General features: G+C 31.7%; 24 protein-coding genes and 2 pseudogenes. 10 read left to right on the top strand and 16 right to left on the bottom strand.

The genetic code is table 11. From position 1 onward, the window contains the following. Positions 1–115 precede the first annotated feature (115 nt). Both RBU61_RS05720 and RBU61_RS05715 read right to left on the bottom strand, forming a co-directional pair. Positions 116–1,171 (bottom strand): DUF5643 domain-containing protein, encoded by a 1,056-nt coding sequence (locus tag RBU61_RS05720; protein ID WP_308878655.1) that lies wholly within the window; start codon positions 1,169–1,171, stop codon positions 116–118. After that, positions 1,158–1,718: a sigma-70 family RNA polymerase sigma factor gene (locus RBU61_RS05715; protein WP_308878654.1), complete on the bottom strand. Its 561-nt coding sequence runs from the start codon at positions 1,716–1,718 to the stop codon at positions 1,158–1,160. Before RBU61_RS05715 ends, RBU61_RS05720 begins: the two co-directional genes overlap by 14 nt. 532 nt (positions 1,719–2,250) lie before the next feature. Here RBU61_RS05715 and RBU61_RS19520 point away from each other — a divergent pair. Together RBU61_RS19520 and RBU61_RS05710 are read left to right on the top strand one after the other, a co-directional pair. Then, on the top strand, positions 2,251–2,412 hold the full coding sequence (locus RBU61_RS19520; RefSeq protein ID WP_374212486.1) for an IS3 family transposase: 162 nt from the start codon (positions 2,251–2,253) through the stop codon (positions 2,410–2,412). A gap of 129 nt (positions 2,413–2,541) precedes the next feature. Next, positions 2,542–2,778 (top strand): annotated as a pseudogene (locus tag RBU61_RS05710) (transposase); the annotation flags it as partial. A 292-nt stretch (positions 2,779–3,070) separates the two neighbouring features. On the opposite strand, the gene chrA reads toward RBU61_RS05710, so the two are convergent. Further along, positions 3,071–4,270, bottom strand: a complete 1,200-nt coding sequence (gene chrA, locus RBU61_RS05705; RefSeq protein ID WP_308878653.1) for a chromate efflux transporter — start codon at positions 4,268–4,270, stop codon at positions 3,071–3,073. 324 nt (positions 4,271–4,594) lie between these two features. Here chrA and RBU61_RS05700 point away from each other — a divergent pair, with 324 nt between their 5' ends. The 3 genes from RBU61_RS05700 to fetB are packed head-to-tail and all read left to right on the top strand — an operon-like array spanning position 4,595 to position 6,350. Continuing rightward, positions 4,595–4,903 carry a PadR family transcriptional regulator gene (locus tag RBU61_RS05700; RefSeq protein ID WP_308878652.1) on the top strand — a complete coding sequence of 103 codons (309 nt, stop codon included), beginning with the start codon at positions 4,595–4,597 and terminating at the stop codon, positions 4,901–4,903. Between the two features lie 19 nt (positions 4,904–4,922). After that, positions 4,923–5,561 carry an ABC transporter ATP-binding protein gene (locus RBU61_RS05695; protein ID WP_308878651.1) on the top strand — a complete coding sequence of 213 codons (639 nt, stop codon included), beginning with the start codon at positions 4,923–4,925 and terminating at the stop codon, positions 5,559–5,561. Positions 5,562–5,564: 3 nt separating this feature from the next. Beyond that, the gene (fetB, locus tag RBU61_RS05690) at positions 5,565–6,350 is read left to right on the top strand and encodes an iron export ABC transporter permease subunit FetB (RefSeq protein ID WP_308878650.1); all 786 of its coding nucleotides are present in this window, start codon (positions 5,565–5,567) and stop codon (positions 6,348–6,350) included. A gap of 385 nt (positions 6,351–6,735) precedes the next feature. On the opposite strand, the gene RBU61_RS05685 is transcribed toward fetB, so the two are convergent. From RBU61_RS05685 to RBU61_RS05675, 3 genes are all read right to left on the bottom strand, one after another. Beyond that, a complete protein-coding gene (locus tag RBU61_RS05685) occupies positions 6,736–7,134 on the bottom strand; it encodes a hypothetical protein (protein WP_308878649.1) in 399 nt (132 codons plus the stop codon). A gap of 109 nt (positions 7,135–7,243) precedes the next feature. Further along, a complete protein-coding gene (locus RBU61_RS05680; protein WP_308878648.1) occupies positions 7,244–7,444 on the bottom strand; it encodes a hypothetical protein in 201 nt (66 codons plus the stop codon). Positions 7,445–7,699: 255 nt separating this feature from the next. After that, entirely contained in the window at positions 7,700–7,921 is a 222-nt protein-coding gene (locus RBU61_RS05675; RefSeq protein WP_308878647.1) for an SHOCT domain-containing protein, read from the bottom strand. 362 nt (positions 7,922–8,283) lie between these two features. Here RBU61_RS05675 and RBU61_RS05670 point away from each other — a divergent pair, with 362 nt between their 5' ends. Beyond that, positions 8,284–8,502, top strand: coding sequence for a hypothetical protein (locus RBU61_RS05670; RefSeq protein ID WP_308878646.1), 219 nt, complete (start codon positions 8,284–8,286; stop codon positions 8,500–8,502). Positions 8,503–8,810: 308 nt separating this feature from the next. On the opposite strand, the gene RBU61_RS05665 is transcribed toward RBU61_RS05670, so the two are convergent. Beyond that, complete coding sequence (locus RBU61_RS05665) at positions 8,811–9,203, bottom strand: hypothetical protein (RefSeq protein ID WP_308878645.1); 393 nt, start codon at positions 9,201–9,203, stop codon at positions 8,811–8,813. A 187-nt stretch (positions 9,204–9,390) separates the two neighbouring features. Here RBU61_RS05665 and RBU61_RS05660 point away from each other — a divergent pair. Beyond that, positions 9,391–9,891: pseudogene (locus RBU61_RS05660) on the top strand (GGDEF domain-containing protein). A 92-nt stretch (positions 9,892–9,983) separates the two neighbouring features. On the opposite strand, the gene RBU61_RS05655 reads toward RBU61_RS05660, so the two are convergent. Continuing rightward, complete coding sequence (locus RBU61_RS05655) at positions 9,984–10,331, bottom strand: four-helix bundle copper-binding protein (protein WP_308878644.1); 348 nt, start codon at positions 10,329–10,331, stop codon at positions 9,984–9,986. A gap of 373 nt (positions 10,332–10,704) precedes the next feature. On the opposite strand from RBU61_RS05655, the gene RBU61_RS05650 reads away from it, so the two are divergent. Continuing rightward, complete coding sequence (locus tag RBU61_RS05650) at positions 10,705–10,923, top strand: DUF378 domain-containing protein (RefSeq protein ID WP_308878643.1); 219 nt, start codon at positions 10,705–10,707, stop codon at positions 10,921–10,923. A 178-nt stretch (positions 10,924–11,101) separates the two neighbouring features. Here the strand turns inward: RBU61_RS05650 and RBU61_RS05645 are convergent, their stop codons facing one another. Beyond that, positions 11,102–11,437 (bottom strand): helix-turn-helix domain-containing protein, encoded by a 336-nt coding sequence (locus tag RBU61_RS05645; RefSeq protein WP_308878642.1) that lies wholly within the window; start codon positions 11,435–11,437, stop codon positions 11,102–11,104. A gap of 211 nt (positions 11,438–11,648) precedes the next feature. On the opposite strand from RBU61_RS05645, the gene RBU61_RS05640 reads away from it, so the two are divergent. Beyond that, entirely contained in the window at positions 11,649–12,119 is a 471-nt protein-coding gene (locus tag RBU61_RS05640) for a nitroreductase family protein (protein WP_308878641.1), read from the top strand. 376 nt (positions 12,120–12,495) lie between these two features. On the opposite strand, the gene RBU61_RS05635 is transcribed toward RBU61_RS05640, so the two are convergent. The 4 genes from RBU61_RS05635 to RBU61_RS05620 form a co-directional block, all read right to left on the bottom strand. After that, entirely contained in the window at positions 12,496–13,104 is a 609-nt protein-coding gene (locus RBU61_RS05635; RefSeq protein ID WP_308878640.1) for a 4Fe-4S binding protein, read from the bottom strand. A gap of 24 nt (positions 13,105–13,128) precedes the next feature. After that, positions 13,129–16,362, bottom strand: a complete 3,234-nt coding sequence (locus tag RBU61_RS05630) for a hydrophobe/amphiphile efflux-3 (HAE3) family transporter (protein WP_308878639.1) — start codon at positions 16,360–16,362, stop codon at positions 13,129–13,131. 29 nt (positions 16,363–16,391) lie between these two features. Beyond that, on the bottom strand, positions 16,392–16,952 hold the full coding sequence (locus RBU61_RS05625; protein WP_308878638.1) for a TetR/AcrR family transcriptional regulator: 561 nt from the start codon (positions 16,950–16,952) through the stop codon (positions 16,392–16,394). A gap of 461 nt (positions 16,953–17,413) precedes the next feature. Then, positions 17,414–17,629, bottom strand: coding sequence for a hypothetical protein (locus RBU61_RS05620; protein ID WP_308878637.1), 216 nt, complete (start codon positions 17,627–17,629; stop codon positions 17,414–17,416). 336 nt (positions 17,630–17,965) lie between these two features. Here RBU61_RS05620 and RBU61_RS05615 point away from each other — a divergent pair, with 336 nt between their 5' ends. Further along, the gene (locus tag RBU61_RS05615; protein WP_308878636.1) at positions 17,966–18,859 is read left to right on the top strand and encodes an FRG domain-containing protein; all 894 of its coding nucleotides are present in this window, start codon (positions 17,966–17,968) and stop codon (positions 18,857–18,859) included. A 119-nt stretch (positions 18,860–18,978) separates the two neighbouring features. On the opposite strand, the gene RBU61_RS05610 is transcribed toward RBU61_RS05615, so the two are convergent. From RBU61_RS05610 to RBU61_RS05600, 3 genes are all read right to left on the bottom strand, one after another. After that, complete coding sequence (locus tag RBU61_RS05610; RefSeq protein WP_308878634.1) at positions 18,979–20,034, bottom strand: hypothetical protein; 1,056 nt, start codon at positions 20,032–20,034, stop codon at positions 18,979–18,981. A 2-nt stretch (positions 20,035–20,036) separates the two neighbouring features. Beyond that, entirely contained in the window at positions 20,037–20,483 is a 447-nt protein-coding gene (locus RBU61_RS05605; RefSeq protein ID WP_308878633.1) for a hypothetical protein, read from the bottom strand. Positions 20,484–20,791: 308 nt separating this feature from the next. After that, positions 20,792–20,959, bottom strand: coding sequence for a hypothetical protein (locus tag RBU61_RS05600; protein WP_308878632.1), 168 nt, complete (start codon positions 20,957–20,959; stop codon positions 20,792–20,794). Between the last annotated feature and the right edge of the window lie 14 nt (positions 20,960–20,973).

Genomic DNA, 20,973 nt, shown 5'->3' with positions numbered 1-20,973 from the left:
ATTCTTTACCTCTGTTTACACAATAGTCCAGTGCACAACTTTCTACTGTTTCTGCTGGAGATGTATTCTTTACTCCATTGAAGTTAAAGTTTATAGCATTTTCATCTTTTTAATGTTATCTATTTAAATATATTGTAAATTCCTCTCCAACTTGTTTATAATCATTATTCATTCTACCACTTTCTTCTGGGAATTTTACAGCATATGGAGTTAAAGTAATAGATGTTAGATTATCAGATAGATCTCCATAAATATTTTGATACTTAAATACCATATCCTTATCAGACATACGACTTATACCAAATTCAACTTTATTTCCTAGGTTGTCATTACCTCTTAAGGAAATATCATAGTCTCCCTTATGTTTTTGGTCTATTTTTCCATATATCTTTTGACTTACAGGATTATATCTAAATTCCTCCAATGTATATTTGTTGTTATCTATATTGAATGAATAATCTAAAGGCAAAGCATTGGTATTATCCATTAATTCACTACCATTTGCCCTAAATTCAAATTCCCATTTTCCCTTTACTTTTTTTTCAGATTCACCTGTAAAGTAGTTTAAGGCATCAAATACAATTCTTATATCCATATCATCTTTAAGCTCAATATCCTCCATATCTATAAAATAGATTTCAGAAAATATGGTATTAGAATCATCAATTGCTCCACTGATGCCGCTTGCTCCTTTAGTCTCTCTCTTCTTTCCATCTATAAATATAGTTTTATTAAAAACAACCCCTTCTATAGGTTCATTTGTATTTAAAATTGTAGATAATATAAGCTCATCTTTATCTATGATCACATCCATCAACTTTATTCCTACTCCATTATTCTCCACTACCTCATTTACTACATTAGCATAAGGCTGAATATTTTTTTCAGTGCCTAAGGCTCTTCCTATAGAATAGCTTAACTCTGCAATCTTTGATTCTGCATTGGCATATACAATCTTTCCAAAAGATGTCTGACTTAAAATACCCACCGTCAAGATTAAAGCAGCAGCTGTTGCACCAAATCTCTTAAAGTTAAATCTCTTCTTCATACTCTTTTTTAGATTATTTTTCAAATTTTGTTTTTCCATATCCTCTAACTCCTTTTTTTCATAATCTTCGATATTAAATTCTACTTGATTTAAAAGTCTATATATATCTTTAGAGTCCTTCATTTTTATACACTCCCTTAATCCCTTTTCGAATTTTCTTTTTTCCTCGTGAAATTCTATTATATAGGATAGACTTGCTGAGACCTGTATCTCTAGATACTTCATCCATGTCTCTATCTTCAAAATACAGCTTTTTAAAGATATCTTTATCTTCTTTTGATAGACTACAAAGTATTTTTTCAACTTCAATGCTGAATTCTCTCTCTAAAATATTCTTTAAAGAACTATCTTCTTCAGGGATAATTACATCTTCTATATTTTTATTTTCTAAGTCCTTTAAATACTTCCTTGCATAATCTATAGACTTATATCTTGCAATTCCTCCTACCCAGTTTTTAAAACTACTCTTCTTAGCATCATAACAGTCAATATTTTCCCAAATAGCTAATAGACAATCATTCATACACTCTTCGTAAAAATTGGGTAGATAATGCAGATGTTTTTTTATAACAGTTTTGAGAATCCAAGCATAATTATCTATAACATACTCTAAAGCCTTCTCATTTTTCTTTTTCATCTGTTCAATAAAGTTTTCTTCAGTTATACTCAATATTACCACCTTTCCCCATACTACTTTCTACATGTAGATTGTATTAAGTAATTACCCCTTCATATAATACTTCGTAACGATATATGAAAATCTATCAATAATTTTATATAAATGATAAAATAAATCAACTCTAACTATATTAGTTAATCTTAATCTATTACATTAACCTTACAAAACTGTATTTATTCACCTTTGTCCTATTTATGTTAAACTTTAACCTTAACTATATATATCAATTCACATATCTAATATATAACATATAAAGTGAAAATCTAAGTTTCCTGCACCTTGTTTACCTCAATTAGGATCGGAGTACAGGAGAAATAACAATCATCTCCACTGAACTCAAACAAAATTCATAGATCTAAGATTTTAGTTTTTTAGTATTTTTATTATACTCCAGCGATTATATCTGTTCTCCATTAATTTCTGCTGTATTTCTTTGAGAAGTTTAAACTCTCCGTATTTAACAACATCTTCATGTATATTTCATCTATATCCCCAGTTCCCTTGTTGATTTCAACTTGCTTCCATGCCTTCAATAAAATATCTATTCTATATATTTTGTCATATACTACATGAGGCTTTAAAAGAATATATTACAGATATACATAACCAATTTAAGATGTGTTATGGATATAGAAGAGTAAAAATAGAACTAGATGCTAGGGGTATAAAAGAGTGTACAGGATAATGAAAGAGTGCGGTTTATCTGGAAAACACCCTAGGAAAAAGCACGGCAATTATAAAAAGATTCAACAAGACCTAATAAAAAATAATATTCTTATGCAAAATTTCTCTGCAGATACGAGAAATAAAACTTGGGATCGTGCCGAGTATGAGTAATGCTGGCAACCCCTATGATAATGCAATTATGGGGTCTTTTAATAAATCATTAAAAACAGAAATAATGGATAATAATAAAGTTTTTGCTACACGTGAAGAGGCTAAGAAGGCTATATTTGAATATATAGAACTATTTTATAATAGGACGCGAAGACACTCCTCACTTGGTTATCTATCTCCCTTAGAATATGAAAAACTGAACCTGACTAAATAAACTATTTGTCGTGTCTATCTAATCGTGTCCAGTACAGTCTGATACTAAGAGGGGAGCATATCATCGAAGACTTCGCCTCTTAATTTTCTATATTTAATTTTAGATTTATATAAAATAAAGGCACCAAGATCTTTATATCTCAATGCATTTATATTCCTAAAAAATCATCTTAAATAAGTATAATACTAGCTTTAAGTATTATAAAATAATTATCTTTATTTAGGCTCAAAATTCCAAATAATGATCTCCCACATTATAAAAAGACCTTGGAACTTAAACATTTCCTTCTCCATTACAAAATAAATCCTGCTATCAAAACAAGTATTACAATCAATGGTGCTGGGATTTTCTTTGTCAGTAACAATATTATTGTAATAAAAACAACTATAATATTATCAATCATAAATCCATTCTTTTGCATTAGAACTATTGCAGCTACTGTAATTAATCCACCAGCAACGGCCGTAACACCTTTCAAAGCAACTTTTATTCCCTTAATTTTCTTTAAATTTTCCCATATTGGATATATGAAGTAAATTAAGAGTAGACCTGGTAAAAAGATTCCTATACCTCCTGCCATAGCACCTAATATTTGTGTCACTACCCCACCACCACGAGCTGCCATTCCTCCTGCATATGCACTAAAACTAAACATTGGTCCAGGCATCCCTTGGACAAGTCCATATCCAGTCAAAAACTCCTGATTTGTCATAAACTTATTCACTTCCACTAACTCACTATACATAAGTGGTACCACTACCTGCCCACCACCAATAACCAAATAACCATATCGGTAAAAACTTTCAAACAAATAAACTATTCTGTTATTCCATATAAAATTAAGAAGAATACCTCCTATTGCAAAGATTCCAAAGACTATCAAATATCTCCAAGGAGGGTTTATTTTCACATGATTCCAAAGATTCTTCTCTTTTGAAACAATAATACTCACCACTCCACCCAAAATTAGAACTAACGGATAAATCCAGGGTTCTCGAATAGAGTAAGTAATTATGATTCCCAGCAGTAGCAGCAAAGTAGTAATCTTGTCTGTTACTACTTTACGACCTATATGATATGCAGCTACAGCAATAAATCCTACGGCCATTGGCCCAATATAACGAAGCCCATCCTGAGATATATTCATGTTACCTAAAAATTCGCTTAAAAATGAAAGCAAGGTCATCAATATTAGCACTGGCAAGGCCCATACTAACATAGTCAGTAGCGCCAATAAGGGTCCCCCCATCTTATAGCCAATGGCAACAATTGTTTGTGTGCTACTTGGACCAGGTAAAATGCCAGTTAAAGCAATAAGTTCAACCAACTCTTCTTCTGTTAAATAATTTTTCTTTATAACCATTTGATCTGTAAATACACCATAATGGGCTTCAGGCCCTCCATATGATCCCAAAGAGCAAATGAATACATCTTTTAAAAAAGTTCTCCATCTTACTCTTTTTTGATTTTCTAAGTTTTTCTCTGTTTTCAAAATAAAGTCATCCTTTCACCCTTCAATTAACATATTATATATTATTAAAAATTAAGTTAGATTTATATCTCCTACTTTTACAGTCAGTTTTTAACCTGAAGGAAGTTTCTATACACTTTGAAAATAGCAATGATAGTCATATAAAAGTTTAAACATAAATAAAAACACTACTCCATTAGTGTTAAAATACTTCATACTTCTATTCAAATTGGTAATTATAAATATACCAAATTGAACTTGTATTGCAAAATCATAGGTGATATAATATTATCGGATTTCGATATCGATTTTAGTAATTAAATTATACATTAGAGGTGGTCTAAAATGCAAGACAAAATTTTGAGGAAACTTTTTCTAGCTTTTATTCAAATTCACATACTTCATCATGCAAAGAAAGAACCTTTTTACGGTGCTTGGATGATAGAAGAACTTAGTGAACATGGCTATGATATGAGCCCAGGAACGCTATATCCTCTTCTTCACAGCATGGAATCCAGTGGACTCCTAGAAAAAGAAGAAAAAACAGTAGAGGGTAAAATTAGAAAGTACTACAATATAACCGAGCTAGGTAATGAAGTCTTGGTTGAAGCACGAAAGAAAGCCTATGAATTATTTAAAGAAATTAAAGATTAACGAAAGGGGATAGAATTGTATGTTTTCGCTCAAGAAAGTAAAATACAGAAATATTCTAGACATTAATGATCTTGATATAAAAAAATACAAAGTTACGTGTATTGTTGGACAAAGTGGAAGTGGAAAATCTACACTTTTACGTCTCCTAAATAAACTAATAAGCTGTGATAGTGGAGAAATCTTTTATAACGATAAACCTTTAAATACTATTAATTCTGTACAATTAAGAAGAAATGTTGTAATGCTGCCACAGCTTCCAGCGATTTTTCCTGGAACTGTTAGAGATAACCTTCTTATAGGACTAAAATTTGCAGAAAAGCCAACAGTTGATGATGTAAAACTTGGCCATATTCTAAATATAGTTCATTTGAATAAGGATCTCAATGATGACAGCGATAAGTTATCTGGCGGTGAAAAACAAAGACTTGCTTTAGGAAGAGTAATCCTGCTTGATCCTGAAGTCTTTTTATTGGATGAACCTTCCTCTGCAATGGATGAAGAAACAGAACAAATTATCATTGAAAAATTAGTTGCATACACAAAAGAAACAAACAAAACTTTAATTATGGTCACTCATTCAAAAAAAGTTGCACAGACTTATTCAGAAAATATTATAGAAATTTATCAAGGCAAAGTTGTAAATTCCAAGGAGGTATAGCAAATGAATAGTGTAATTGATCTGCATCTATTGCAAATGATTGCTGCTTATATCTTTGTTTTTATTTTAATGATTATTGTTAAGTTAAAAGGAATTCCAAGAGAAACAGAAATACTTATTTCTTCCGTAAGAATGACAATTCAGCTTATTCTTACAGGGTATATTCTAGTTTACCTTTTTAAAAACCCGTCTCCTCTGTACACACTTCTTGTTTTAATTGCAATGGAGGTATTTTCTATCTATAACATCATAAAGAGGAGTAAATCAAAGCTTTCGCCAAAGCTTAAACAAATAATTGCATTATCAATGATTGGCGGTACTGTTTCCTGCCTATTCTATTTTCTACTTGTAGTTATACGCATATCGCCCTGGTATGATCCTCAATACTTTATTCCAATTGCTGGTATGCTGATAGGCAATTCTATGACTGGTATCTCTTTGGGAGTTAGTCGTTTAGTTGATGGAATGCACACACAGAAAAATTTAGTTGAAGGAGCCTTAATGCTTGGAGCAACTCCAAAAACAGCTGCAAAACACATTGTGAACAATGCTTTTGATTCAGCAATACTGCCAACTATTAATTCCATGGTTGGTATGGGGATTGTTTTCTTACCTGGCATGATGACAGGTCAAATACTATCCGGCATCTCACCTATTACAGCGATAGAATATCAAATTGCCATTATGCTTGGAATACTTGGCAGTGTAGCATTAACTGTAATTTTTTTTGTACAGCTAGGCTATAAGACTTTCTTTAATGATCAAAATCAATTAATCATTGGTGATTAATACATAATGTTTTCAAAGATAATTACAAGGTCAGGAATAGGATTTGTGGCATTCTATATAGATGCAATCCTCTTATTTAGGCCATTTCCATAGATTGCTATGCTTGTTTTCTCTCCAGCAGTATTACGACTTCCGCAGTTGCTTGCTGCCAATCACATCTCGCTTCGATTGTGTTCTTGGATAAGCCTGACATGATATCATAGGTAGCTAGTACCCCCTTTCATCACTCAAATTATCCAATGTCATCTATATTTTAGCATATTTTTAAGGGTCAAAAAACGGTGTTTTTCACCGTTTTTTGACCCAATTTTCTTCCTAAAACCACTATATATTGTGGTCGAACCCTATTATTTCTCCTCCGAAACCTTTACTGTCCTTTTTATGTCTATATTGGCTTTGCCAATTCAAACTCAGCTAACCATCTATGGTATTCGCCATTGCTTAGTATTACATCATAGAAGATAGTTGGAATACATTTTACAATTCTTACTATAGTTCCAACTTCAACATGCGGAGGCTTCCCATGCCCAGTTGAATTTATAACTGTAGCATAACTACCTGGAATAAGAGGATTGCTTGAACAGGCATTTTCAGGTCTCAACTCAAAGCATGCAAACCAACGATGAATCATACCATCTGGTAATTGAACTGCACATAGATTCCCAATCCAAGGATTAACTATTCTAACAGAAGTACCTGGGTGAATTTCTGGTGGATGACTTACAATTGATATTACACTAGTTCCGGCAGGAAACTCAGGACAAACTAAATAATTATTCATCAAATTCTCAACCTCCTTTACTTTATGTTTATGTTACATAATATGAAAGGGATTGATTAACTGATAATATATTATTTGCACATATTTACTATCAAGTGATTCACCCGAACTTTCACTTTTTATTATTGATAATTATTTCCTTTACAATATCTCCAGCTAAATTTGTAACCTCAGTCTCTAAAAATCCTGCTTTTTTTACATTTTCCACAGTACGCCTGTTGATATTTGCACCCCAAAGATTTACAGTTAGTGGATTAAAAACATCCATAATTAATCCTAATACTTTTCTTTCACTTCGCACATGCTCAATCATAATTATTTTTCCATCGGGCTTACATACTCGCCTTATTTCCTTCAACCCTTTTACAGGAACAGAATACCCAACTAGTGAATACCATATCTATCATATCGCTTTCTAATTTTTTCTGTATCATTCATTATATTACCCACCACCTTAAATTAATTATACCCATTGAGGATTATAACCCTTTATAAACTATAAAAAGGCTCATCTTTACTACATAAACAATTACCAAGCTGCCTATGTAAAGATGAACCTTTATGTTTATTAATCTCTTAAGATTTTCTTTTTTTGGATATATTCTTCCTCTGAAATTTCGCCATTGGCATATCTTAATTTTAAAATATCAAGGGCATCATTTCTTTCCTTTTGATTGTTATTGTTTTCACCGCCATTTTGTGATAATTTAACCACCGCATATATAACTAATCCTATGAGTATCGTTGGAATAATCATTCCAAGTCCTCCCATCATTCCATATCCCATCATATTTGTCAATCCTTTCTAATCTTTTGTCCGAAATAACTTTTTGAAGTTCTCCATGTCAATCATTACACCATAGATTACCTTTATATACAGTTTAACATCTAAATATTAATATATTATGAAGATAATATTCCTATTAAATGTAAGCCTCTTCTATATAATATACTTTTTGAAATCATTAGTTTTATTTTCCCCAATATAAGAAATCATATTATTAATAATAATGAATAATTTTTTAGAGAGGAGTGTTAACAGATTATTATTGAAAACCTCATTACATGTTAGTTCAAAGAGGAACCATATAATTAGTAAAAACATATACTATATTGACAAGCTAATTATTAAAATAGATAGAGGTGATTTAAATGAAGATGAATAGTAACAATAATAATATGGATATGGAAATGATGATGGAGTATCATTTAAATTTATATAAACTTCATAGTGAATTAGCAAATGAGTATTGTCATATTTATCAGATACAAATGCAAATAGCAAATGAAAACTACGAAATGTATATGCATATGATGCACGAAATGCAGGATCAAAGACAAGGTTGTTCTAACCTAAATCAGCCAAGATAAGTGATTAACTTTTATAGGTTAGAATACCTTTGGGGACTGTCATTAAATTTGTGCTTAAGTAAAAATAAATGCTCTTTTCTGGCAAGAATCCAAATAGGATTAAAACCGAGAAGAGAGCATTCTTTTTATATTATCATTATAAAAAGAATTGACTGAGGTTGATATCTCTAATGCAAGATAACAATATGGCTATTTACACAGCCCTCCTTTATATGGGTCTAGTTTTTTATCCATTATGGAAAATGCAAAATCTATTTAAAAAAGCCAGCAAAACAATCTGCTGGCTTATATATAATTAATATACTTTCTTAATGGCATCCTCTTGCTCCGCCCATGGAATTATGTATTTCTATCATTTGCTCTTTTCCGATGGACTCCATCATTCTGCCCATACCTTCATAACCATTATTTTTCATTGCATCTATTATCTTGTCGTAATCTTCGTCAGTCAAGTTGTTCATAAAGTTATCCATAGTTTCGTAATCCTGCCCCTCCATAAACTTAGCTGTATCTTCAAAACTATTTTCTTTCATGACCTCAGTCATATCTTTATATTCCTTTTCTTCTGATACAACTTCTACTTTGTTGATTTTGCTCGTATTTGTCTCCACAGGTTGATTACCATGAGCATAAGCAAAACCACTAAATAATCCTACCATAAGTACAGCTGCAGCTCCTAAAGTCATTACTCTTTTTTTCATTTGCACTACCTCCAAATAGTTTATATGTTTTTTGCTTTGTTCTATATTTATTATACAATATAATTATGGAGACATTATGAAGATGGTATCTTTTTAGCCCACACATAAAATGTAAAAAGCCAGTCAGGACTACGATTGAAAATGCCCCTGTCAAGTAGACAGTGGAAAAAATAAAAATCACTATGACATCAATCATATAATTATTGATAAACTAACCAGCTTACTTAATAGAAGAGCATTGGACAATGATGTAATGAAGATACAAAAGGATAATACTTATTCATTAATTTTCATAGATATTGACAACTTTAGAAGATTTAATAACGAATTTGGCCGTAAGGCAGGAGATATAGTTTTACAGAAAGTAAGTCAGACAATTAAAAATAGTATCTGATGTGACGATAATGCATGTAGATATGGTAGAGAAGAAATTGTCGTTTTATTAAAAAATTGTAATAAAAACAAAGTCTTTGAAATTGCAGAAAAAATTAGAATTAATATTAGCAAAATTGATAATTCTCCGTTAGCTTCAATCACAGTTTCTCTAGGTGTAGCAAACTATCCAGAAGATGGTGATAATATTTCAAATATTGTGGAATCAAGTGACAATGCCCTATTAACTGCAAAAAAATCAGGTAAAAACTATACAGTTACTTATAATATTAAAATATTCCATTCATTGCAATAATTTAATTAAAATATGAAGTCAGTGGGTATAATAGAACTTTTCTGTATAACCACTGACTTCTTTTACTTTTGACTGATTGAATGTTAGATAAATTACATGTTAGCCATCTTTCTACATTCTTCGGCACACATACGACAGATTTCTGCACATTTTTGACAGTGGTCATCTTTAAACATTGCACATTCTTGTGCACACTTATCACATATTTGTGCACATAATTGACAATGCTCTTTAGAAAATTGTGCACTCATTGACATCATTGCTACAGACATTTGGCACATCATTGCACATTCAACTAAAATGCTTATGCAGTTCTTTCTTACGCCAACATCAGGTTCATTTAAGCATGCATTAAAGCATTCAAGGCATGCTTGCACACATTTATTACAAGCATCTATACATGCTTGCATTACATTATTTTTACCTGTTAAAATACCCATAGAAAGGCCTCCTTTTTTATTTTTTTACTTCCTGTATATTATTTACTACCTTATTTTTTTATTCTATTTTTTGATAAGTAAAGTAAAAAAATTGGGGAACAACTTAGGTTAAACTATGGATATATTTAAAAAATATACAATTTATTAAAAATTATAGTGTGATATGATTTATATGCAATCGTATCCTAATGTTTACAAACTGAATGCAAGGTAGAAAAGATATAATTAAGATAGATATATAGATACATCTTTTTTAAAGAGGTACACTCGAGTAATTAATACTTATATAAAATTTATTATTTATGTATAAAACAAATAATCTATCACATAATCCTATTTAGCATTATATATTTTTATAGGAAGTGAAACTGAAATGAGAAGATTAACATGGTGGTTAGTTACTGCCGCTGCTATAAGATTGGGGATAATAGGTTTTTTTGGATTTGATTTTGTAGGTTCTATATTTGGTTCTCCAACTGTAGAAATGTCTGCGCTTGATAGAGTAGTTTGTGCTATAGTTGGTATAGCAGGTATATATGCAATTTACCTATTAGCAGTTAAGGAAATGAATGGGAAAGTAATTGAAAAGTAAGATTTAAAAAGTAGTTTGGAGTTTTATGCTCCATAACTACTTTTTGTTCCCATAAAAATACTCCTCCTTGTAGTAAACAGTTTTATTATTTTAACTGTCTAATACAAGGGGAGCATATCACTGAAGACTTCGCCTCTTTAGATTTCTCTATTTAATTTCTTACAAAACAAGAACTATTTTACTCTTTCATTTGGCTATCTAAACGCTGTTTACCCCATTCAGACATAAGCTCAAGAATGGGGATAAGTATTTTTCCTTCTTCTGTGAGAGAATACTCTACTCTGGGTGGAACTTCATTATATTGTTCCCGATGAACCAATCTATCCGCTTTTAATTCCTTGAGCTGTCTGCTCAGTGTTCTATGAGCTATGGGCTGAAGTTTCTCCCGCAGTCTGTTGTAGCGTATAACTTTAAATTGAGAAATCGTATACAGAATAGCCCACTTCCATTTGCCTTCCACTTTTGAAATCGTATAATACATCGGGCATTTTCCATACTTACTTTCAAAATCCATATTAATACCTCCATACTAACAAAAAGTATAGTATATAACAAAAATATTCATACTTGTATATTTGACTATAATCATATTCAATCTCCCTTACATTTCATCTTTCACTTTGATGTTGCTAAATTTCCTAACAGAATAGCGTTTTTTCGCTAATTCTAAAAAATCCATAGTATAACCTCCCTGAATTATCAAATTATAATTGGAAAAATTAAAGATGATATTAGAGGCGGGTCGAGTTGCTCCTACTGCAGTTAATTATCAACCACAACGAATCCTTGTCTTAAACAGCGAAGAAGATTTAGCCAAACTGGAGCTCTGCATACCTTTTCGTTTTCAGCACACCCTAGCCTTACTAGTATGCTATGATGAATGTGTAAGCTGGAAAAGAAAATTTGATAATAAAGACAGTGGTGATATTGATGCAAGCATTGTTGCAACACACATGATGCTAGAGGCTATAAATTTGGGGATAGGGTCTACTTGGGTAGGCCATTTTGATCCTCAAACTATACGAGAAACATTCAATGTTCCCGCAAATATCATACCAGTTGCATTACTATTACTAGGCTATCCAAATGATGATGCTTCACCACACATTAACCATAACAAGCGCCTTGAGATATCACAAACTACCTTCTATGGCTCTTTTAGATTGTTAAATAATTTCTACCACTTTTATGAATGAATCTGTTTTGGATTGACAAATACAAATTTCTCTAAGATTAGTCTTATTAAAATCAAATCCATTAGACTTACTGTATGTTCTGGGAGTTCCAAAGTCTTTCATTAGCAGTAAGAAGAAATATGACTATGGTGTATCTTGGCGATATATCCCTTAAATTAATGTCTTTTTTATTAAGATACATGATGAAATAAAAAAGAGGCGAAGCCTATCGATCATAAAAGTATAAAACTCAAAAAATCTAGTAATAGATTTTTTGAGTTTTTTCTAAATATACATTCCTTATTTGATTATAATATAATAATACATGAAACTCTTTAATTATGTTTTAGTACCATCTATTTTTTTATAAAATTCACAGTATGCTTTTGTCCCTGTACTATTTTATTGAATCAGTAGGACATACCTCTACACATTTCCCGCATTGTAAACATTCATTTTTTATTATAACTGGATATTCCTTCTTATCTTCCCAAATAAATGCATCAGATGGACATACTCTCACACATTTACCGCATTTTATACAATTTTCATTATATACTGCATATGTTTTTTTATTAAACCTGGAAAATATGGATAGTAATGTGCCATAGGGACAAAGGTATCTATGCCAAAATTCTGGTCTATAAAAAATAGTAACTATTATCCCTAAGCCAAATAATATTGGCAATACAGGTAATTTCTTACCTGTTTTAAAAACTATAACCATGGTTCCTAAAAATAGAGCCAGAATTCCATATCTAATAATAGGATTTTTAAATGCTTTTGGTACTGGTTTTCTTTTTCTTTTATTTTTATTTGCCTTATTATCTATTAATTCCATTCCAGTGTTTATGGGACATATATATCCACAATAGAATCGTCCAAAATAGGTTGATAATAATAAGCTACCACCGAATATGGCCATCCAAAGTTGGACTTTACCAAGAATTATTAGTAATATAAATAATATTAAAGTAACTCCTTGAACTATTTTTCTCTTTTCCAAAATAATCCCCCTCTACTAATACAATTATTCCTGTGGTAACTCCTTATATACTTCTTTCTTTACCTTTTCCTTCACAATAAATCTATCTAATATCCAAATTAACGCTGGTAATATTACAAAGGTAGCTATTAGCGCTAAGGATATATTGATTACTGTCATTAGGCCAAAGTCCTTTAATATAACAAACTTTGAAGTCCTTAAGACACTAAATCCACCTACAGTTGTTAATCCTGATGCTACTGTTGCCTTACCTATATTTTTTATGGTAATTGACATAGCTTCGTCTTTTTCCTTACCTAAATTTCTTTCTTCTAAATATCTTTCAAGTAGCATTATTGTCATTTCAGTTCCCATTCCCAAGACCAATGCCCCTAATGTAGCAGTTATAGGAGTATATTTTAATCCTAATAAATTCATAATTCCACCTGACATTCCTACTATTAAAACAACTGGAAGTACAGCTACTAATGCTTTAAAGAAAGATCTATATAATAATAGTAATACTACAAATACTAAACCTAATCCTATAATAGTCATTTTAAGCCTACCATCAGTCAATCCCTTAACCATCTCTACATCTAAAACAGATTTTCCCGTAATAGAAGTCTTCATGGGGGCATCTTTTAACATACTGTTCATATTCTCTACAAAATCTTGTAATTCTTCAGTTGCCATATGCTCCACATTCATAAGAATAACGGCCTTATCCATTTCATCGTTAATAAACATCTTTCTTTGAGCTGCTGGTATATCTTTCTTTACAATATCCATATACTCCGTAAAGTTTAAATCTTCTATATCTGAAAAATTTCCTACTAAATTATCTATAAATTTAATGTCAACTATATTACTTGAAAACTCCCCCTTTATTTCATCTACTGTATCTCTCATCCATTGTAGATTTTCTTCCGATAATAGATTTTCATCTTCCATAAATATAATCATTTGATTTGTTGAACCTACTATATCTCTAATATAGTGAATGTCGTGAAGTGCATCCATATCCTGAGGCATAAAGGTTTCTATATCAGTCTCTATACCAACCTTTGTATCAGCTATTATCCCAAAGGTAGCTAATCCTATAGATATCACTAATATAATTGGGGCTAATTTTGTAACTACTTTTCCTGTAGCTCCTAAAATTTTATCTAATACTGTTGGCTTATCATAATCTTTAATCCTAAAATCCCTTGCCTTTGATGCAACTGTATCTCTAGCATCAAGTATTGGCATTAATAAAAATATACTACCTACAAAACTTACTCCAACACCTATGGTTAACATCTTTCCAAAATCTTGTATCATTGGTACTGGTGAAGCAAATAATGAAACAAATCCTAATACTGTAGCCAATACTGCTAATCCAACAGCTTTACCAATTTGTGTAAGAGTAATTTTTACCGATTGTTCTTCCTCATATCTATTTTGGAATTGTATTGAATAATCTATACCTAGACCAATTAATATTGGAAATACAGCCATTGAAACCATGGTCATGGAAACATTTAAATGACCCATTAATCCCAATGTAGCAATTACTGATACAAATATTATCCCAAGACTTAGGGCTCTCCATCTAACTTTAAATACTAAATTTAATATTATAAACATTAAAACCACTGCAGAGGCAACCATTATTATCATATTCGATTTCATTTCTGTTCTTAACGAAGAATCTAGTACTGGTTTTCCTGACACTATATAATTGACATCAAAATTTTCTTTCTCTATGGCATAGGATACATCTTCAAAAATGGAATCAATCGTACTATCCTCTAAATTTCCTTTTAATTTAATCATTAACATCATATGATTATCATCTATTACAGTATCTGAAAACACATCCCTTAATTTACCATAATCATCATATAATATACTGTCTAATTCTTTTTGATTATGAGGAAAATAAGGTAACATCATTCCGGATTTTTTATGGAATGTATTTAGGCCATTGCTTAATTTACTTAGATTTTCACCCATAGTGATAAATCCATCTGACATCAACTTTAATTCATCTGGAGATATCCCACCAGATAAATTATCTTTCATACCTACAACTTCGTTTTCTATATTTGCTTTAAAATCAGATAGTATTTCTGAACTCTCTGGAAGTATACTTCCCTCTGTTGCCATATCAAATAATCCATTACTTAAATCACTTAAGTTTTCTCCCATTATAACGAAACCACTTGACATCTTCTTTAATTCTTCTGAAGATATTCCATCACCTGATAAACTATTTTTCATTTCTTCTACTTCTTCTTTTAGCTTTTTACCTATATTATTAAGTGCCTGAGAGGTGTTTTCATTCCCCTGAGAAAGCTTAACTGTGTTTTCAGACATCTTAGATAGGCCTTCAGAACTTTTCCCTATATTTTCTGCAAACATGGTTAATTTTTGATACATTTGTGGATTATCTTTCTTCTGCTCCGCCATCTGTACTAATTGTACAGATATTTCCCTTAGTCCTTCAGATGAAAGTCCTAAGCCTCCACCTAATTCTGTTACTCCTTTTGCTAGATTATCTTGGCCTCCAGCCAACTCATCGAATACACTAGATATATTTGATAGTTCACCTAGTTTTTCTTCCATTGCTTTTGGATTTGGTATATCCTTACTTCCTAATTCATTTCCTATATCAGTTAGCCTTTTTCCCATTTCACCTAAACCATTACCCATGGTAAGCAATTTATTCTTTAACTCTGCCTCCTGCTCTCCACTCATATCTTCTATAAATTTACTAGGATCCATTGATACCATTAAATTATCTAGTTTCTTTTCTACTGCTTCTGGATCTGGTAATTCCTTACTACCTAATTCTGTACCAATCTCCGTAAGCTTATCTCCTAATTCTCCTAGTCCATTGCTTATATCTGGTATCTGCTTCTTTATTTCAGTTCCTTGTCTATCAGTTATTTGATGTACAATACTAGCTGGACTCATAAAGGTAAATATTCCTTCATTATACTTAAGCCTTTGTTCCACATTCCACATCTTTTCCATATTATCCAACTTCAATAAGTCTTTTTGATCTCCTTCAAGCAATACCATAATGGCATCACCACCAAACTCTTGCTCCATGGCATAATTAGATATATATGCATTATTGTCAGTCTTAACTAAAGTTTCACTACCAGTCGCCATATTTACTTTTATAGCACCAGCTATCGCAATGGCAAATATTATTATAGTTATAAATAATATTTTAAAAGGTGTTTTTTCAATTCTACTACCTAATTTTGAAAATAATTTATTCAAGCTAATCAATCCCTCTTTCTTTAAAGTCTTTATTGTTTAATTATTTTATCTATAAGATTCTTTACATAGTTATCAATGTCTCCATCATCTATTTTAGGTAAATACAAAAATGATAAAATGCTTCCCATTAATAACCTTATGAGGAAACTTTCATCCTTTATTTCCATATCTGTTTCTTTTATTGAGTCTTTTAATAAACTTGTTATTTGATTGATAAAATTAAAGTCAGCTATTTCAGGATTAATTTGACTTTCCATTAATATTAATTTTATTACTTCATGGTGTTTAGAAATAAACTTAATTCTGTCTTTCAAAATATATTCTAATTTTTCTATAGGCTCTAAATCCTTGGACGCTACTATTGATTCTTTTAAACTAGTAACTAATATAGGCTCTATTGCATCTAAAAATATTTGTTTTTTTGAATCAAAGTATCTAAATAATGTTACTTCTGATATTCCTGCTTCCTTAGCTATATCCATTGTAGTAGAGCCATTGTATCCTTTTTCTATAAATATATTTAATGCCGACTCAAGAATTTGTTCTCTTCTTTCTTCTCTACTCATTCGTTTGCCAGTATTACTTTTCATATTTTACCTCCTTATGTAAGTACTTACTTACATAATATGATATCAGATTAACTCCTTTTGTCAATATAATTTTATATCCTACCTATGATACACTAAATGAACAATAGCAAATGATATACTATTCTAAATGTATCTATTTTTTTCAACTTTTTATGGATGTATGAAATATTATTTTGCTCTTTTTTTGATTGAATTCTATTCCATATATTATTCCTAAACAGTTAAAAATCCTTTCCCAAGATATTATAATTTTATGTGAGATATTAGTTAAATAATAATAACCTTGATATAAAAATGAATTATTATAATTATCTAATCTGTAATTCTTAATGGTAAAACTTTCCTCTAGTTGTTCTTCTTCATATGTTTTTATATACATTGTAATATTTTGAGGGATTGGTTCTGTAAAACTGCACCATATTAACATAACTAAGCCATATAGCTCTTATACTCCTAAAATTTTATCTTCTACTTATTTCAAGTATTAATAGTTCTATGTAACTATCTTCTTCTGCTAACTGACATAAATATTCTTTGCCTCCATCCACACTACACCTGCCACAAAAACATGTTACAAAATCATATACTGTTTTAGATTTAATAATCTCACCGCAGTATTTAAATTGGATACTATTTTTCAATATCTTTTCCCATTTTTCCTCTCTAGAATTGCTCATATTTATCTCCTTATCGATGCAACAGGACTACAACTTCTGTATGCATTGAGAGTACAATAATGATACCATAAGATTCTGGTCCCTCCTTGGTGGTAGATACTTTTCTGAATACAAAATACTTATTCAGTAAGAGATACTCTTGTATCCAATGTCTTGATTATCTTCACCAGAACTGTTTCTATATTATATGAGAGAATACTAATACTCCTATCTTCTAGTAATAAATCAAAAGCGTAATCTAAATAGATTAATAACTCAAATAGTCTCACAAAGCTTGGACAAATCAGTGGCAACATTCATATGTAATACATATCCTAATCTAGAGGGGGAATGAAAATGAGTAATGTACCAAACTCTATAGAAGTAGAATTTAACAAATGTTCCAATAAAACTAATGGGGATGCCCCTGTTGTTCAATGTATAGGCCGCGCAAAATCCGTACAGGATTATTTGAGAATAATAGATGAAGCATTCGGAAATATTTGCCCAAGCAATAAAAACTGTCAATTGTGGTACCGTGGCCAACCACAGGCAGGATTTAATCTGATCCCGAGAATCGCAAGATCACCCTTAAGTCCCAATGATGAGATATTATTTTTATCGAAATTTAAATCTCTTGCAATACCCGATGTTCAGTACCTTCCGTCATTTCCTATTCCCAACGGGCCTGCAGCTTACTGGCACTGGCTATTCCAAATGCAGCACTATGGTGTACCCACCAGGCTGATGGACTGGTCCCGCGATGCATTTGTAGGTTTGTTTTTTGCCGTTACACAAGCCCCTACCGATGTAGGAAATGATGCTGCAGTATGGGTACTCAATCCCGTAATATTGAATCAGGCCTTTTCATTCCACAGTTTCGTAAATCCAGGGTATATTCCTAATGTGGATGAACCGGTTGTAGATCTCTACTTTGGTCCTAATGCGCAAATACTCGGCACTACAAAACCAGCTGCAGTAATCGGGCCTATGAACAGCCCAAGGATAGTAGCCCAAAGGGGAACTTTCACTGTATTCCCACGTGTTGCAGATGTTACGGCTCTGAACCTGTTCACTGATGCTAATAAATATTTATTAAAGATTTGCATTGCTGCTGAAAGCATCGACTTAATCAAGAAACAATTAACACGTTATGGAATAACAAGATTCGCCCTATTTCCAGACCTTTGCAATATCGCGGATGAGATTAATCTTGAGCTAATGCAGGAAGGTCAGATACCTCCATCTTAATCAGGATAAAATTTTTACAAATAAACTCGCTAGGTAAGTTATCCTTAGCTAGCGAGTTTTCTTTTATAGGTTATCTTAACACAGCCCTGTTTTAGGATTTTAATTTTTATACTGGTATTCTATTTAGCTGTCTTCCAAACAAATCCTACTGGCCAATATGGAATTTTATACAGACGGGAAAGACCATTTTCCTTCGCCATTTCTTCCATAATGTATGCATAATTGTTATAAGTGTCATCATTTATTTTTTCGACCTGTTCTGAAATATGGATATATCCCGACATCAGTTCAGCAATAAGAAAAGCATGTTGAAAAGCGGCTGCCTCGCCAATCGGTTCATATTCAGGTATAAAATGCGGCATAACAATAGTGTGATCCAAGTCCACATCATGTAGAGCACCAACATCCATTGAAAAGCTTGTCCCTGACTTATAAAACCCAACAACTTGAAAATCCATTACCTCAGAAATCAATTCCAAAGAAAATATATCACCTATTTCATAAATATCCTTATATGCACTTCCCAACACAACACTAATCGGTTCGTTCGGTGATTCAAGTTTAAAATCAGAGTTCTGAAGGTTCCTTCCCTTCTCTATGCTGTTATCGAAACGATTGAAAGCACTTTCACCTAACCAAATCGACTTTAATGGCGTTGTCAAAATTTTATTACCTTCCAAATCTTGTGAAGGAGCATTAATTACTTTTGAATTTCCCATGTCAACATCGTCGGTTTGCTCTGATTCATAACCTTGAAAAAATTGTTCTGATTCATATCCGTATACAAAACTTGTTTCACCACAGTAATATCCCCTGTAAATTAAAGGCCGTTCACTCAGAAGAATATAATCAAAAACATCTTTCATTTCATTATACATGGTTTTTACATCTTCAATCGGCACGTCTGTTACGTTACCTGAAAGCCCTTCAAAAGCAAACACAGTTCTATAGTAAGGCTGAAATGACTGAACGTCAGCAATATAATCAACATAACTATCAAGGCTATCAAATGTAAGTGGCTTCGGTACCTGATTTGGAGATTCTTCTGGTACAGTCGTTTCAGTCTGAGTTTCTTGTAAATCTGATACACTAATATCATCTTTTGCACTACATCCTGTCAACACAATAAATAATGCAATTAAGCAGATTATTCGGATATGTTTATAAAGTACCATTATTACCAATTATAGAAAATACGAGGGACTGCATTTGAAATAATACCTACAGCCAAATAAGAAGCCGCTTCAGCTCTATTACCTCTGTTCCAATTATTTGTACCTGTCACTACAAGTCTATTATTAGCCCAAACTTCCGCACGTGCAGTGAAACGAGGTGCTGTAGCTTCTACCCAACCAGCCGCAAAATGATCTCCACCATGTCCATGTGAGTAATCAACATATAACCTAACATCACTACCAGTAACCCTGTAAGAAGATCTCATCATAATCGTGTCCATATTGAAGTCTGCTGTTGCCGTATCTTTACCGCCACCTGCTGTTTTATCCATTGTAAATACTCTGCCATCCCTAACTATTGTCTCTGGTAATTCCGCAGCAAAAATACTTGTTGTTGAAAGAATTATAATAGCTACTAATATTAAAGGTATTAATCTTTTCTTAAACATATTAAATCCTCCTTATAATAAATATAACATAAAAGTAAACATTTTCTGAGCAAACATTATTACCTTATTGAAGTTGATCAAGCCCAGACTCAATCGCCATTCTTATACCTCTGTGGATTCATATAAATCATAATTTACCACCTCCTTAAAATCGATTTTTATACTTGAATACAATTTTTACAACATCTATAACCTTTATTATGTTTTACCATCATGTCATTTTGTCTTATTCTTCTTATTAATTACACGCCAACTATCCTACCACATAGGGTTAGCTATTTTTTATACAGCAACAAAATATTTTAATCCTAACAACACATTATAAAACTTGTAGGACAAGCCCTTGATATAGACCTCGCAAAAACTTCTTCTTCATAGATTAATTCTCTCATCTGTTGTTCTGTTACATCCATAGTTAAATTTTTGCTGATTACCTCATTTGCAGCTTTATCTATTCTTATTAGTAACATTTCCATCTTTGTTTTTCCCC

The organism is Tissierella sp. MB52-C2 (assembly GCF_030931715.1).
GTDB lineage: Bacteria > Bacillota > Clostridia > Tissierellales > Tissierellaceae > Tissierella.
Note: the sequence above shows the minus strand (reverse complement) of the source record. Positions and strands in the feature narration are given on the sequence as shown.

Bases quoted from the DNA above. Each gene is read 5' to 3' on its own strand.
- RBU61_RS19520 (WP_374212486.1), top strand. From the start codon at position 2,251: ATGCCTTCAATAAAATATCTATTCTATATATTTTGTCATATACTACAT.
- RBU61_RS05720 (WP_308878655.1), bottom strand. From the start codon at position 1,171: ATGAAGGACTCTAAAGATATATATAGACTTTTAAATCAAGTAGAATTT.
- RBU61_RS05650 (WP_308878643.1), top strand. From the start codon at position 10,705: ATGAGAAGATTAACATGGTGGTTAGTTACTGCCGCTGCTATAAGATTG.
- RBU61_RS05610 (WP_308878634.1), bottom strand. From the start codon at position 20,034: ATGGTACTTTATAAACATATCCGAATAATCTGCTTAATTGCATTATTT.
- RBU61_RS05615 (WP_308878636.1), top strand. From the start codon at position 17,966: ATGAGTAATGTACCAAACTCTATAGAAGTAGAATTTAACAAATGTTCC.
- RBU61_RS05640 (WP_308878641.1), top strand. From the start codon at position 11,649: ATGATATTAGAGGCGGGTCGAGTTGCTCCTACTGCAGTTAATTATCAA.
- fetB (WP_308878650.1), top strand. From the start codon at position 5,565: ATGAATAGTGTAATTGATCTGCATCTATTGCAAATGATTGCTGCTTAT.
- RBU61_RS05675 (WP_308878647.1), bottom strand. From the start codon at position 7,921: ATGATGGGATATGGAATGATGGGAGGACTTGGAATGATTATTCCAACG.
- RBU61_RS05645 (WP_308878642.1), bottom strand. From the start codon at position 11,437: ATGGATTTTGAAAGTAAGTATGGAAAATGCCCGATGTATTATACGATT.
- RBU61_RS05665 (WP_308878645.1), bottom strand. From the start codon at position 9,203: ATGAAAAAAAGAGTAATGACTTTAGGAGCTGCAGCTGTACTTATGGTA.
- RBU61_RS05680 (WP_308878648.1), bottom strand. From the start codon at position 7,444: ATGATTGAGCATGTGCGAAGTGAAAGAAAAGTATTAGGATTAATTATG.
- RBU61_RS05700 (WP_308878652.1), top strand. From the start codon at position 4,595: ATGCAAGACAAAATTTTGAGGAAACTTTTTCTAGCTTTTATTCAAATT.
- RBU61_RS05600 (WP_308878632.1), bottom strand. From the start codon at position 20,959: ATGGAAATGTTACTAATAAGAATAGATAAAGCTGCAAATGAGGTAATC.
- RBU61_RS05625 (WP_308878638.1), bottom strand. From the start codon at position 16,952: ATGAAAAGTAATACTGGCAAACGAATGAGTAGAGAAGAAAGAAGAGAA.
- RBU61_RS05695 (WP_308878651.1), top strand. From the start codon at position 4,923: ATGTTTTCGCTCAAGAAAGTAAAATACAGAAATATTCTAGACATTAAT.
- RBU61_RS05670 (WP_308878646.1), top strand. From the start codon at position 8,284: ATGAAGATGAATAGTAACAATAATAATATGGATATGGAAATGATGATG.
- RBU61_RS05620 (WP_308878637.1), bottom strand. From the start codon at position 17,629: ATGAGCAATTCTAGAGAGGAAAAATGGGAAAAGATATTGAAAAATAGT.
- RBU61_RS05655 (WP_308878644.1), bottom strand. From the start codon at position 10,331: ATGGGTATTTTAACAGGTAAAAATAATGTAATGCAAGCATGTATAGAT.
- RBU61_RS05605 (WP_308878633.1), bottom strand. From the start codon at position 20,483: ATGTTTAAGAAAAGATTAATACCTTTAATATTAGTAGCTATTATAATT.